This window comes from Stenotrophomonas acidaminiphila (assembly GCA_002951995.1).
Lineage (GTDB): Bacteria > Pseudomonadota > Gammaproteobacteria > Xanthomonadales > Xanthomonadaceae > Stenotrophomonas > Stenotrophomonas acidaminiphila_A.
In genome coordinates this window covers 2,139,997-2,154,131 of the sequence record CP019797.1, presented here as the reverse complement: position 1 = coordinate 2,154,131, position 14,135 = coordinate 2,139,997, and the positions used below count along the sequence as shown (strand labels likewise).

General features: G+C 70.3%; 8 protein-coding genes and 1 pseudogene. All 9 read left to right on the top strand.

Going from position 1 to position 14,135, the window contains the following annotated elements; genetic code table 11:
• The first annotated feature begins 36 nt into the window (after positions 1-36).
• Positions 37-486, top strand: a complete 450-nt coding sequence (locus B1L07_09680; protein AUZ55310.1) for a 50S ribosomal protein L9 — start codon at positions 37-39, stop codon at positions 484-486.
• Between the two features lie 223 nt (positions 487-709).
• Positions 710-4,213 carry a chromosome segregation protein SMC gene (locus B1L07_09675; GenBank protein ID AUZ55309.1) on the top strand — a complete coding sequence of 1,168 codons (3,504 nt, stop codon included), beginning with the start codon at positions 710-712 and terminating at the stop codon, positions 4,211-4,213.
• 46 nt (positions 4,214-4,259) lie between these two features.
• Positions 4,260-4,993, top strand: a pseudogene (locus B1L07_09670) (cell division protein ZipA).
• Between the two features lie 107 nt (positions 4,994-5,100).
• Positions 5,101-7,581, top strand: a complete 2,481-nt coding sequence (locus tag B1L07_09665) for a DNA ligase (NAD(+)) LigA (GenBank protein ID AUZ55308.1) — start codon at positions 5,101-5,103, stop codon at positions 7,579-7,581.
• Positions 7,578-8,054: a GNAT family N-acetyltransferase gene (locus B1L07_09660; protein AUZ55307.1), complete on the top strand. Its 477-nt coding sequence runs from the start codon at positions 7,578-7,580 to the stop codon at positions 8,052-8,054. The genes B1L07_09665 and B1L07_09660 overlap by 4 nt, the downstream gene beginning before the upstream one ends.
• Positions 8,051-8,995 (top strand): EF-P lysine aminoacylase GenX, encoded by a 945-nt coding sequence (locus tag B1L07_09655; GenBank protein AUZ55306.1) that lies wholly within the window; start codon positions 8,051-8,053, stop codon positions 8,993-8,995. The genes B1L07_09660 and B1L07_09655 overlap by 4 nt, the downstream gene beginning before the upstream one ends.
• A 181-nt stretch (positions 8,996-9,176) precedes the next feature.
• A complete protein-coding gene (locus tag B1L07_09650; protein AUZ55305.1) occupies positions 9,177-9,872 on the top strand; it encodes a hypothetical protein in 696 nt (231 codons plus the stop codon).
• A 22-nt stretch (positions 9,873-9,894) separates the two neighbouring features.
• Positions 9,895-10,959, top strand: coding sequence for an S-methyl-5-thioribose-1-phosphate isomerase (locus B1L07_09645; GenBank protein ID AUZ55304.1), 1,065 nt, complete (start codon positions 9,895-9,897; stop codon positions 10,957-10,959).
• 234 nt (positions 10,960-11,193) lie between these two features.
• Positions 11,194-13,890 (top strand): DNA gyrase subunit A, encoded by a 2,697-nt coding sequence (locus B1L07_09640; protein AUZ55303.1) that lies wholly within the window; start codon positions 11,194-11,196, stop codon positions 13,888-13,890.
• Positions 13,891-14,135 lie beyond the last annotated feature (245 nt).

Sequence of the window (14,135 nt, the reverse complement as noted above, 5' to 3'; positions counted from 1 at the left end):
CTGCGGGGCATCGCTAACGAATAACGGAGCAAGAAAATGAAGCTGATTCTGCTGCAGAAGGTGACCAACCTGGGCAACCTGGGCGACCTGGTCGACGTGAAGCCGGGCTACGGCCGCAACTTCCTGGTGCCGCACGGCAAGGCCGTGCCGGCCACCGAAGCCAATGTTGCTGCCTTCGAAGCCAAGCGCGCCGAGTACGAAGCCAAGGCCAAGGCGTCGCATGACGAAGCCGAAGCCCGCGCCGCCAAGTTCGCCGACGCCAGCGTCACCATCGGTGCGCATGCCTCGACCGAAGGCAAGCTGTACGGCTCGGTCGGCCCGCGCGACATCGCCGAGGCCTTCACCGCCGCCGGCCTGCCGCTGGAGAAGAGCGAAGTCATCCTCGGCGAGGGCGCTTTCCGTGCCGTCGGCGAGTACGACGTGCTGATCAAGCTGCACGCCGACGTGGAAGCCACCGTCAAGGTCATCGTCGAAGCCGACGCCTGATCCCTGCGGTTCACGTTGTACCCGGAACGGGCGCCGCAAGGCGCCCGTTCTTTTTTGTCCGGTCGCGCGCGGCCCGGCCGCGGCCCGGCCGCGGGCTGCCCGGGCCCCGCGCCACGGTGGAAGAGGGGCTTATACTCCCCGCAGACTGCTGTTCCCAAGCCCCGATTCCCCGCAGAACCCACGGTGCCGCCCCCCGGCCCGGCACTGGAACCTTGCCTGCCCCATGCGTCTATCCACGATCAAGCTCTCCGGTTTCAAGTCGTTCGTCGATCCCACGACGCTGCACCTGCCGACCAACATGACCGGCGTGGTCGGGCCCAACGGCTGCGGCAAGTCCAACATCATCGACGCGGTGCGCTGGGTGATGGGCGAGAGCTCGGCCAGCCGCCTGCGTGGTGACTCGCTCACCGACGTGATCTTCTCCGGCTCGGCCGGGCGCAAGCCGGTGTCGCAGGCCACGGTCGAGCTGATCTTCGACAACACCGACCACACCATCGCCGGCGAATACGCCTCGTTCAACGAGATCTCGGTCAAGCGCACGGTCAGCCGCGACGGCAGCAGCAACTACTACCTCAACGGCACCAAGTGCCGGCGCCGCGACATCACCGACCTGTTCCTCGGTACCGGCCTGGGCCCGCGCAGTTACTCGATCATCGAGCAGGGCATGATCAGCCAGATCATCGAGGCGCGCCCGGAAGACCTGCGCGTGTATCTGGAAGAGGCCGCCGGCATCTCCAAGTACAAGGAACGCCGCAAGGAAACCGAGACCCGCATCCGCCACACCCGCGAGAACCTGGACCGCCTGAACGACCTGCGCGAGGAGATCGGCAAGCAGCTCGAACACCTGCGCCGGCAGGCGCGCCAGGCCGAGCAGTACCAGGCACTGCAGGAAGAGCGCCGGGTCAAGGACGCCGAATGGAAGGCGCTGGAATACCGCGGCCTGGATGCCCGCCTGGGCGGGCTGCGTGAAGCGCTGGCGCGCGAGGAAACCCGGCTGCAGCAGCTGGTGGCCGAGCAGCGCGAAGCCGAGAGCCGGATCGAGACCGGGCGCGTGCGCCGCGAGGAGGCCGCCGAAACCCTGTCCCGGGCGCAGGCCGACGTCTACCAGGTCGGCAGCACCCTGGCGCGGCTGGAACAGCAGATCCAGCACCAGCGCGAGATGGCGCAGCGCCTGCACAAGGCCCGCGACGAGACCCGCCAGGCGCTGGCCGAGCTGGGCCAGCACATCAGTGGCGACGAAGCCCGGCTGGCGGTGCTGCGCGAGGCGGTGGAGAACGCAGAGCCGCAGCTGGAGCAGTTGCAGGAAGAGAACGAATTCCGCCAGGAAGGACTGCGCGAAGCCGAGGCCGCGCTGCACGACTGGCAGCAGCGCTGGGAAGCGCACAACCGCAACACCTCCGAGGCCACCCGCTCGGGCGAGGTGGAGCGCACCCGCGTCGATTACCTCGACCGGCAGATACTGGAGGCCGATCGCCGCCGCGAAGCGCTGCTGGCCGAGCGCGCCGGGCTCGACGTCGAGGCCCTGGCCGAGGCGTTCGAGCAGCTGCAGCTGCAGCACGAATCGCAGGCCACCGTGCTCGATGAGCTGAACGAGCAGGTGGAGCTGCGCAGGGAAAGCGCGGCGGCACTGCAGGAACGGCAGCGCGCCAGCCAGGCCGAACTGGCCGAGGTGCGCAAGCAGGCGCAGGCCGCGCGCGGCCGCCTGTCTTCGCTGGAAACCCTGCAGCAGGCCGCGCTCGGCCAAGAGCAGGGCGCGGCGGTGGCCTGGCTGAAGGCGCAGGGGTTGGATTCGGCCGCGCGCGTGGGCGAGCGCATCACCGTCGAGAGCGGCTGGGAAAACGCGGTGGAAAGCGCGTTGGGCCAGTTGATCGAAGGCGTGCTGGTCGATGCGCCCGAAGCACTGGTCGATGCACTGGGCGAGCTGGGCGAGGGCCGCATCGCGCTGGTGGCCGATGCCGCGGGCGATACGGATTTCGCGCCGACCTCGCTGGCCGCGCGCGTGCAGGGCCCGCTGGCGATCCGCCGGTTGCTGGCGCGCCTGCATGGCGCGCCGGACCTGGCCGCCGCACGCGAGCTGCAGCAACGGCTGGACGACGGCGACTCGGTCATCACCCGCAACGGCGAGCGCCTGGGCGAGGGCTGGGTGCGGGTGTCGCGGCAGGGGGCGGCCAAGCAGGGCGCGCTGCTGCGCGAGCGCGAGATCGTCACCCTGCGCGGGCAGATCGAGGAACTGCAGGAGCGCGAGGGCGAGCTCGAACGCCAGCTCGGCGCGTTCCGCGAGCAGCTGCTTGCGGCCGAGCAGCAGCGCGAGGAAGCGCAGCGGGCGTTGTACCAGGCACATCGCAGTGCATCCGAGCTGGCCGGGCAGGTGCAGAGCCAGCGCGGCCGGCTGGAGTCGGCGCGCACCCGCATCGAGCGCATCGAGACCGAGCTTGCGCAGCTGCTGGAAGCGCTGGACGCCAGCCGCGAGCAGGCTGGCGAGGCGCGCGTGCGGCTGGAGGACGCGGTTTCCAGCATGGGCGACCTGGAAACCACGCGGCAGGCGCTGGAGGGCGAACGCCGCCAGCTGACCGAGGCCCGCGACCTGGCCCGCGACGCCGCGCGCAACGTGCGCGACAGCATGCATGCGCTGGCGCTGACGCTGGAGTCGCAACGCGCGCAGATCGCCTCGCTGTCGCAGTCGCTCGAGCGCATGAGCACCCAGCGCGGGCAGCTGGACTCGCGCCTGGGCGAGCTGCATTCGCAGCTGGACCAGGGCGACACGCCGGTGCAGGCGCTGGAGGCCGAACACCAGAACGCGCTGGCCGAGCGCGTGCGCGTGGACCGGGTGCTGGCCGAGGCGCGCGCGCAGTTGGACGGCATCGACGCCGAACTGCGCACGCTGGAGCAGACCCGCAACCAGCGCGACGAGCAGGCGCTGGCGCAGCGCGAGCGCATTTCCCAGCGAAAGCTCGACCAGCAGGCGCTGGTGCTCAGCGCCGAGCAGTTGCAGGCGGCGGTGGAGAAGGCCGGCTTCGTGCTGGAGGACGTGGTCAACGCCCTGCCGGAGGACGCGCGCATCGGCGAATGGGAGCAGGCGGTGCAGCAGATCGACGCGCGCATGCGCCGGTTGGAGCCGGTCAACCTGGCCGCCATCCACGAGTACGGCGAGGCCTCGCAGCGCTCGGAGTACCTGGAATCGCAGCACGTGGACCTGACCACCGCGCTGGAGACGCTGGAAGAGGCGATCCGCAAGATCGACCGCGAGACCCGCGGCCGCTTCAAGGACACCTTCGACCGCGTCAACGCCGGCGTGCAGGCGCTGTATCCGCGCCTGTTCGGCGGTGGCCACGCCTACCTGGAGCTGACCGGCGAGGACCTGCTCGATACCGGCGTGACCATCATGGCGCGCCCGCCCGGCAAGCGCGTGTCCAGCATTTCGCTGCTGTCCGGTGGCGAGAAGGCGATGACCGCGGTGGCGCTGGTGTTCGCCATCTTCCAGCTCAACCCAGCGCCGTTCTGCCTGCTGGACGAGGTGGACGCGCCGCTGGACGAGGCCAACGTCGGCCGCCTGGCCAACATGGTCAAGGAAATGAGCGAGAAGGTGCAGTTCCTGTTCGTCAGCCACAACAAGGCGACGATGGAGGCCGCGCACCAGCTCTCCGGCGTCACCATGCGCGAGCCGGGCGTCAGCCGCCTGGTCAGCGTGGACCTGGAGGAAGCGGCGCGTTTGGCGGGCGCGGCCTGACGTGCCATGCTAGTTGCCTGAACGAACCAGCCGGAGAACCTATCGAATGTCCGACACGGCACTGTTGCGTATCGGCATCCTTGCCGCCGGGCTGCTGCTGATCGCGGCGATCCTCCTGTTCGGGCGGCCGCGGAAGCCGGCGCAGGGCAAGCGCCGCGAACCGGCCGAAAGCGGCGAGCGGCCGCGGCGCGAGCCGGTGCTGGCGGCAGGCGAGGAGGGCGCCGATGCGGTCGCCGTGCCCGAGGCGGACCAGGAGGCCGCCCAGCAGGAGCTGGGGCTGCCGGACGTGGACGCGCCGGGCAGCGAACTGGGCAAGCGCGCGACCCAGGATTTCGACAAGATCGTCTCGCTGTACGTGGCCGCGCGCGCCGGGTTGTCGCTGCGCGGCGAGGACATCGTGGTCGCCGCCGAAAAGACCGGGCTGGTGTTCGGTTACATGAACGTGTTCCACCGCATGGTCGAAGGCCACCCGAGCGCGGGCCGATCTTCAGCATGGCCAGCATCATGAAGCCGGGCAGTTTCGACATGGCCCACATCCGCGAGATGGAAACCCCGGCCATCGCCTTCTTCCTGACCCTGCCGGCGCCGATGACCGCGCTCGACGCCTGGGAAAAGATGCTGCCCACCGTGCAGCGCATGGCCGAGCTGCTGGACGGCGTGGTCCTGGACGACAGCCGCAACGCGCTGGGGCGCCAGCGCATCGCCCACATCCGCGACGAACTGCGCGCCTACGACCGCCAGCACCAGGCGCCACCGCTGACCAAGCCGCCGCGCTGGTGAGCGCGCCACGCTGACCACGGCAAGGGGGCGTCGCATGCGGCGCCCCTTGTTGTTTGCGCGGCCGGCCACACGCGTTGCATGCACCCGTGCGCGGGTAAAATCCGGGCATGACTTCCGAAGCCACCGCCCGCCGCCGCATCGCCGAACTCCGCCAGCAGCTGGCCACGGCCGCGCAGGCCTACCACGAGCATGACGAGCAGCTGATTCCCGATGCCGATTACGACCGGCTGCTGCGCGAACTGGAAGCGCTGGAGGCGGCCCATCCGCAGCTGGACAGCGCCGATTCCCCGACCCACCAGATCGGCGGCAGGCCATCCTCGCGCTTTCCCGAGGTGGTGCACGCGATGCCGATGCTGTCGCTGGGCAATGCCTTCAGCGACGAGGAAGTGCGCGACTTCGTACGCCGCATCGACGAGCGCCTGCAGCGCCGCACGCTGCTGTTCTCGGCCGAGCCCAAGCTTGATGGCCTGGCGATCAGCCTGCGCTACGAGGACGGCGTGTTCGTGCAGGGCGCGACCCGCGGCGATGGCAGCCGCGGCGAGGACGTCACCGCCAACCTGCGCCAGATCAAGGTGATTCCGGCCCGGCTCGAAGGCGCGGGCTGGCCGGCGGTGCTGGAGGTGCGCGGCGAGGTCTACATGCCGCGCGCCGATTTCGAGAAGTACAACGAACAGGCGCGGCTGCACGGCGGCAAGGTGCTGGCCAACCCGCGCAACGGCGCCGCCGGCTCGCTGCGCCAGCTCGATCCGCGGGTGAGCGCGCAGCGGCCGCTGAGTTTCTATGCCTACGGCACCGGCGAGGTCGAGGGCGGCGAGCTGCCGCCCACCCATTCGGCGACGCTGGCGCGGCTGGCGCAGTGGGGCTTCCCGGTGAGCGACCTGTGCCGGGTGGTCGAGGGTGTCGATGGACTGCTGGACTACTACCGCGACATCGGCGCGCGCCGCGACGGGCTGGCATTCGACATCGACGGCGTGGTCTACAAGCTCGACGACCGCGACGGCCAGCGCGAGATGGGCTTCGTCGCCCGCGCGCCGCGCTGGGCCATCGCCCACAAATTTCCGGCGCAGGAGCAGACCACCACGGTCGAGGCGATCGAGATCCAGATCGGCCGCACCGGCGCGGCCACGCCGGTGGCGCGCCTGCAGCCGGTGCAGGTGGCCGGGGTGACCGTCACCAACGCCACCCTGCACAACGCCGACCAGATCGCGCGGCTGGACGTGCGCGTGGGCGACAGCGTCATCGTGCGCCGCGCCGGCGACGTGATCCCCGAAGTGGTCAGCGTCATCCCCGGGCGCCGCCCGCCCGGCGCGCTGCCGTGGACGATGCCGGCGGCGTGCCCGGTATGCGGCGCCGAGATCGTGCGCGAGGAGGGCGCGGCGGTGTGGCGCTGCTCGGGCGAGCTGAGCTGCCCGGCGCAGCGCAAGGAGGCCATCGCCCATTTCGCCTCGCGCCGCGCGATGGACATCGACGGGCTCGGCGACAGGTACATCGAAATCCTGGTCGACGCCGGCATCGTGCGCGGCGTGGCCGATCTCTACCGCCTGCAGCGCGACACCCTGCTGCTGCTCAAGCTGGCGCTGGACGCGGCCGACCCCTCGGCGCTGGCCAACGGCATCGCCCCGCACCTGCCGGCCGAGGGCAGCGACGAGTGGCTCAAGGCGCTGCTGCGCCTGGACGGCACCGATCCGCGGTGGCGCGCGCAGGCGCTGGCGTTGCCGGCACGCTTCGAGTGGAACCCAAAGAAGATCGCCACCCGCTGGGCCGACAACCTGATCGCGGCCATCGACGCCAGCCGCACCACCACGCTGGAGCGGCTGCTGTTCGCGCTGGGCATCGAGCATGTCGGCGAGAGCACGGCCAAGGCGCTGGCGCAGTGGTTCGGCGATCTGGAACTGATCCGCCAGCTGCCGTGGCCGCTGTTCAAGCGGGTGCCCGATATCGGTGGCGAGGTGGCGCGCTCGCTGGGCCATTTCTTCGAGCAGGAAGGCAACCAGCAGGCGATCGACGCGCTGCTGCAGGTCGGGCGGGTGCGCATTGGCGATACCCACCCGCCGTCGCCGCGGCTGCGCGAAGGGCTGGACCTGGCGCAGCTGCTGGTCGAGGCCGAGATACCGGGCATCACTCGGCTGCGTGCGGAGAAGCTGGTGGCGGCGCTGCCGTCGGCGCAGCAGATCCTGGACGCCGAGCCGCAGCACCTGCTTGCCGCCGGGCTGCCCGAGGACACCGCGCACGGCCTGGCGCAATGGCTGGACAGCGACAACCACGGGCAGCTGCTGCTCAGGGGCGAGGCGCAGATGCGGCGCCTGCTGGAACTGGCCCCGGAGGCGGCCACGCAGCCGGCCGGGCCGCTGGACGGCCAGACCGTGGTGCTGACCGGTACGCTGTCGGCGCTGACCCGCGACGCCGCCAAGGCGCGGCTGGAAGCGCTGGGCGCCAAGGTCGCCGGCAGCGTTTCGAAGAAGACCGCCTTCGTGGTTGCCGGCAGCGAGGCCGGCTCCAAACTGGACAAGGCCACCGAACTGGGCGTGGAGGTGTGGGACGAACCGCGCCTGCTCGCCTTCCTCACCGAACACGGACAACACCCATGAACCTGCGTTTCCGCCTCGCCACGCCCGAGGATTTCCCGCGCCTGCTCGCCATGGTGCGGGCGTTCTATGCCGAGGACCAGATCGCCTACGACGCGGCGCTGGTCGAGCCCGGCCTGCGCACCCTGCTGGCCGAGCCGGCCTGCGGCGCGGCCCTGCTGCTGCAGGGCGACGACGTGGCCGAGGCCGGCTACATCACCCTGGGCTGGTGCTTCAGCGTGGAGCAGGGCGGTCGCTTCGTGCTGCTGGACGAGCTGTACCTGGCCCCTGCCGCGCGGGGCCGCGGCTGGGGGCGGCAGGCGCTGGCGCTGGCGCGCGACTGGGCGATCGTCGAGGGCGCCAGCGTGATGCGGCTGGAAGTGAACCACCACAATGCCAGGGCCAGGGCGTTGTACCTGTCGGCCGGCTACCGCGACGACCAGCGCGACATCCTGACCCTGCCGCTGGCGGTGTCGCCGACGGGCCTGCATCCGTGATCGAGGCGCTGCACCGGCGCGCGCGCCTGAACGCGCTGATCCGCGATTTCTTCGCGCGCCGCGGGGTGCTGGAGGTGGAAACGCCGATCCTGTCCGCGGCCGGCAACACCGAGCCGAACATCGACGGTTTCCAGACCCGCTTCAGCGGCCACGTCGACGCCGGCTCGCCGCTGCGCTGGCTGCGCACCTCGCCCGAGTACCCGCTCAAGCGGCTGCTCGCCGCCGGCGTCGGCGACTGCTATGAGCTCGGCCGGGTGTTCCGCAACGGCGAGGCCGGCGGCCGCCACAACCCCGAATTCACCATGCTCGAGTGGTATCGCGTCGGCTGGGATCACCATTGCCTGATCGAGGAGACGGTGGCGCTGGTGCGCGAGGCGCTGGCGATGGTCGGGCGCGAGGCGGCGCTGCAGGTACTGAGCTACCGCGAACTGTTCGTCGGCACGCTCGGCGTGGACCCGTTCAGCGCCGACGAGGCGCAGCTGCGCGCGCCGTTGGCCGGCGTCGGCCTCACTGCCGAGGGTCTCACCCGCGACGACTGGCTGGACCTGCTGATGACCCATCGCATCCAGCCTTGCTTTCCCGCCGACCGCATCACCGTGGTCCACGATTGGCCGGCGACGCAGGCCGCGCTGGCCCGCATCCGCCCCGGGCAGCCGCCGCTGGCCGAGCGCTTCGAGCTGTACCTGGGCGCGGTGGAGCTGGCCAACGGCTACCACGAGCTGAACGATGCGGTGGAGCAGCGCCAGCGCTTCCAGCGCGACCTGGCGGTACGCGCCGCGCGTGGTGACGGGCAGCCGCCGCTGGATGAGCGGTTCCTGGCCGCGTTGCCGGCCCTGCCGCACTGCGCCGGCGTGGCGGTGGGCGTGGACCGGCTGTTGATGGCGCTGGCCGGAACCGGCCGCATCGCCGACGTGCTGGCCTTCGATTTCGCCCACGCCTGAGGGCGTGGGCGGCGCGGCAGTGCCCGGCATGCGGGCATTGCACGCCCGCGTGCCTGGTTGCCGGTACCGTGCCCGCTGCGCGCATGTATTGCCTGCGCACCGCCGATGATGCTCTGATCACGCCTGCGGGCGCAGTGTGTGTGCCGGCGGAGTCCATCCGATTGCAGCGCGGGAAGGTCTGATGAAGGGTGTGTGCGGCCTGTTGCCAGCACTGTGGCTGTTGCCGATGCCAGCCGTGGCGGGGCCCGACGACACGGCGCCAGCGCCGGCGCAGGTGGTGCGCTGCGAATCGGAAGATGGCGTGCGCCAGCGCTGCACGATGGATGTCTCGCGTGGCGTGCAGCTGGTTCGCCAGCTGTCCACCCAGAGCTGCATCCGCGAGACCAGCTGGGGCGTGGACGAGCGCGGGATCTGGGTCAGCCGCGGCTGCCGCGCCGAGTTCGCGCCCGAACAACCGGCGCCCGGGCAACGCCTGGTGCGGCGCATGGTCCGCTGTGAATCCAAGGGCCGCACCGTGACCTGCCCGGTGCTGCTGCGTGGCGCGCCGGTACGCCTGATCCGCCAGCAGTCGCTGCTGCCCTGCAGGGAAGGGCGTACCTGGGGATACGGGCGCAACGAGATCTGGGTGAGCCGTGGCTGCGAGGGGCAGTTCGAGGTCGGTGCGGAGGATGGCTCCGGATTCGTCGACGTCCCGCGCCAGGTCATCTGCGAGTCGAAGAGCGAGATGCGCCGCGAGTGCGGAGTGAGCGTGGAGCGCAAGGTCACGCTGGTCAGGCAGTTGTCCAACGCGGCCTGCGAGGAAGGACGCAGCTGGGGCTGGGACCGCGCCGGCATCTGGGTGGACAAGGGCTGTCGCGCCGAGTTTTCCGCCGATTGACGGCGGCCCGTACAATGGCGCGATGAACGACAACCACGCCATCGACTACGCCCGTTACGACCACATCCGCCCGATCCGCTGGACCGGCGACGCCCTGGAGCTGCTGGACCAGCGCAGACTGCCGTTCGTCGTCGAGCACGTGCTGTGCGGCGACAGTGATGCGGTCGCCGCCGCCATCCATGCGCTCACTGTGCGTGGCGCGCCGGCGATCGGCATCGCCGCGGCCTGGGGCGTGGTGCTGGCCGCGCGCGAGGTCGATGCCGGCGATGGCGCCGCCGCGCTGCAGGCGCTGGAACCGGCGATGGCGCGGCTCAATGCCGCGCGCCCGACCGCGGTCAACCTGGCGTGGGCGCTGGCGCGCATGCGCCGCGCACTGGCCGCGGCCGGCCGCGACTGGCGGCAGGTGCTGGCGCTGGAGGCGCAGGCGATCGCCGACGAGGACCTGGCCGCCAACCGGCACATGGGCGAGCGCGGGGCGGCGCTGATCGCGCCCGGCAGCGGCGTGCTGACCCACTGCAACACCGGCTCGCTGGCCACCGCCGGCTTCGGCACCGCGTTGGGCGTGATCCGCGCGGGCGTGGCCCAGGGGCGCATCGCCCGGGTGTTCGCCGGCGAGACCCGGCCGTGGCTGCAGGGCGCGCGCCTGACGGTGTGGGAGCTGCAGCAGGACGGCATCGATGCCACCCTGGTCGCCGACTCGGCGGCGTCGCACCTGATGAAGACCGGCGCGGTGCAGTGGGTGGTGGTCGGCGCCGACCGCATCTGCGCCAACGGCGACACCGCCAACAAGATCGGCACCTACCAGCTGGCCATCGCCGCGCGCCACCACGGGGTCAAGTTCATGGTGGTGGCGCCGTCCTCGACCGTGGACATGGGGACCGCCCATGGCGATGCGATCGAGATCGAGCAGCGCGACCCGGGCGAACTGTTCGGGGTCGGCGGCGTGCGCACCGTGGCCGAGGGCATCCAGGCCTGGAACCCGGTGTTCGACGTGACCCCGGGCAGCCTGATCGACGCCATCGTGACCGAGAAGGGCGTGATCCTGGACCCCGACAGCGCGGCCATGCGCGCGGCGTTCGGCGGCTGACCCCGGGGCTGGCGCGGGCGCCGGCGGCGGGCTGCCGGCGGCGGTGCGGTAAAACCGCTGCTGACGCTGCCGCGCAGCAGCTAAGTCCCTGATTTATTCCGTTAAAAGTGCTGCCGCCCGAGGCGGCAGACGGCGCCGTGTGGTAAACTCGGCCACTTGAATCGGGCTTGTGCCGGGACCGCCCACAAGGGCCGTCGGCGCTGCTCCGGACCGCTACCAGAATACGGAATCCGAATGGCAGAAACCGCCAAGGAAATCATCCAGGTCAACCTGGAAGACGAGATGCGCAAGAGCTACCTCGATTACGCCATGAGCGTGATCGTGGGCCGCGCGCTCCCCGACGCCCGCGACGGCCTCAAGCCGGTCCATCGCCGCGTCCTCTACGCGATGCAGGAGCTTGGCGCGCACGCCAACAAGCCGTACTACAAGTCGGCGCGCATCGTCGGTGACGTCATCGGCAAGTACCACCCGCACGGCGACAGCGCGGTCTACGACACGCTGGTGCGCATGGCGCAGCCGTTCTCGCTGCGCTACATGCAGATCGACGGCCAGGGCAACTTCGGCTCGGTCGACGGCGACAGCCCGGCGGCGATGCGTTACACCGAATCGCGCCTGTCGCGGATCAGCCACGAGATGCTGGCCGACATCGACAAGGAAACCGTCGATTTCCAGCCCAACTACGACGAGAAGGAACTGGAGCCGACGGTCCTGCCGACGCGCTTCCCGAACCTGCTGGTCAACGGCTCGGCCGGCATCGCGGTGGGCATGGCCACCAACATCCCGCCGCACAACCTCACCGAATCCATCAACGCCTGCATCGCGCTGATCGACAACCCGTCGATCGACGTGGACGGGCTGATGGAGTACATCCCGGGGCCTGATTTCCCGACCGCCGGCATCATCAACGGTACCGCCGGCATCATCGCCGGCTATCGTACCGGCCGTGGCCGCGTGCGCATCCGCGCCAAGGCCGACATCGAAGTGGCCGACAATGGCCGCGAGTCGATCATCGTCACCGAGATTCCCTACCAGGTGAACAAGGCGCGGCTGATCGAGAAGATCGCCGAGCTGGTCAAGGAAAAGAAGCTCGAGGGCATCAGCGAGCTGCGCGACGAGTCCGACAAGGACGGCATGCGCATCTACATCGAGGTCAAGCGCGGCGAATCGGCCGAGGTGGTGCTGAACAACCTGTACCAGCAGACCCAGATGGAGTCGGTGTTCGGCATCAACATGGTGGCGCTGGTCGACGGCCGCCCGAAGCTGCTGAACCTCAAGGAGATGCTGGAGGCGTTCGTCCGCCACCGCCGTGAGGTGGTCACCCGCCGCACCATCTTCGAACTGCGCAAGGCGCGCGCCCGCGCGCACGTGCTGGAAGGCCTGACCGTCGCGCTGGCCAACATCGACGAGATGATCGAGCTGATCAAGACCTCGTCCAACCCCGCCGAGGCCAAGGAGCGCATGCTCGCCAAGGTGTGGGAGCCGGGCCTGGTCGGCGCGCTGCTGGGTGCCGCCGGCGCCGAGGCCTCGCGTCCGGAAGACCTGCCCAGGGGCATTGGCCTGGTCGACGGCCACTACCAGCTGTCCGACGTGCAGGCCACCCAGATCCTGGAAATGCGCCTGCACCGCCTCACCGGCCTGGAGCAGGACAAGCTCACCGAGGAATACAGGCAGCTGCTGGACGTGATCGCCGGGCTGATCCACATCCTGGAAAATCCCGATCGCCTGCTGCAGGTGATCCGCGAGGAGCTGGAGAGCGTGCGCGCCGAGTACGGCGACGAGCGCCGCACCGAGATCCGCCACAGCGAGGAAGACCTGGACATCCTCGACCTGATCGCGCCGGAGGACGTGGTGGTGACGCTGTCGCGCGCCGGCTACGTCAAGCGCCAGCCGGTGTCGGCCTACCGTGCGCAGAAGCGCGGCGGCCGCGGCCGCAGCGCGGCGGCGACCAAGGACGAGGATTCGATCGAACAGCTGTGGCTGGTCAACACCCATGACACGCTGCTGACATTCACCAGTTCCGGCAAGGTGTTCTGGCTGCCGGTGTACCAGCTGCCGGAGGCCGGCTCCAACGCGCGTGGCCGCCCGATCATCAACTGGATCGCGCTGGAGAACGGCGAGCGCGTGCAGGCGGTGCTGCCGGTGCGCGAGTACGACGACAACCACTTCGTGTTCTTCGCCACCCGCAACGGCACGGTCAAGAAGACCCCGCTGAGCGAGTTCGCGTTCCGCCTGGCGCGCGGCAAGATCGCCATCAACCTCGACGAGGGCGATGCGCTGGTCGGCGTCGGCCTGACCGATGGCGGGCGCGACATCCTGCTGTTCGCCTCCAACGGCAAGACCGTGCGCTTCGGCGAGGACCGGGTGCGTTCGATGGGCCGCACCGCCACCGGCGTGCGCGGCATCAAGATGGCCAAGGGCGAGGAAGTGGTCAGCCTGATCGTGGCCGAAAGCGCCGGCGGCGCCGAGGACGAGAACGAGGACGACAACGGCGTCGAGGAGATCGCGGCCGAAGGCGGCGAGATCATCGAGTCGGCCGACGATGCCGGCGTGCAGTACATCCTCACCGCCACCGAGAACGGTTACGGCAAGCGCACCCCGCTGGCCGACTACCCGCGCAAGGGGCGTGGCACGCAGGGCGTGATCGGCATCCAGACCAGCGAGCGCAACGGCAGGCTGGTCAGCGCGGTGCTGCTGGGCACGGGCGACGAGGTGCTGCTGATCTCCGATGGTGGCACCCTGGTGCGCACCCGTGGCTCGGAAATCTCGCGCGTGGGCCGCAACACCCAGGGCGTGACCCTGATCCGCCTGTCCAAGGGCGAGAAGCTGCAGGCGGTCGAACGCCTGGATGCGTCGCTGCAGTCGGGCGACGATGCCGACGAGGATCCGGCGTCCGACGGGGCGGAGCAGGGCGTGCCGGTATCGGAGGGCTGAAAAGCCACCGTCCGCGTTGAATGAAAGCGCCGGCGCAAGCCGGCGTTTTTTTGCCGCCCGTCCGTCCAAGCGGGTTGTCGCGCGGCGTTCGCCAGGCAGGCCTGCCGGTACGGTGGCCGTGGCCGCTGCGCTGGACCTGTCTTGAGGCATCGCGCGCGGTGTGTTCAAGGGTGGTGTGGCGGCGGGCCTGTCGCGCTCGCGGCTTTTCCGGAACGCAAAAAAAAACAGCAGGCAAGGCCTGCTGT

Bases quoted from the DNA above. Each gene is read 5' to 3' on its own strand.
- B1L07_09645 (AUZ55304.1), top strand. From the start codon at position 9,895: ATGAACGACAACCACGCCATCGACTACGCCCGTTACGACCACATCCGC.
- B1L07_09650 (AUZ55305.1), top strand. From the start codon at position 9,177: ATGAAGGGTGTGTGCGGCCTGTTGCCAGCACTGTGGCTGTTGCCGATG.
- B1L07_09640 (AUZ55303.1), top strand. From the start codon at position 11,194: ATGGCAGAAACCGCCAAGGAAATCATCCAGGTCAACCTGGAAGACGAG.
- B1L07_09665 (AUZ55308.1), top strand. From the start codon at position 5,101: ATGACTTCCGAAGCCACCGCCCGCCGCCGCATCGCCGAACTCCGCCAG.
- B1L07_09680 (AUZ55310.1), top strand. From the start codon at position 37: ATGAAGCTGATTCTGCTGCAGAAGGTGACCAACCTGGGCAACCTGGGC.
- B1L07_09675 (AUZ55309.1), top strand. From the start codon at position 710: ATGCGTCTATCCACGATCAAGCTCTCCGGTTTCAAGTCGTTCGTCGAT.
- B1L07_09660 (AUZ55307.1), top strand. From the start codon at position 7,578: ATGAACCTGCGTTTCCGCCTCGCCACGCCCGAGGATTTCCCGCGCCTG.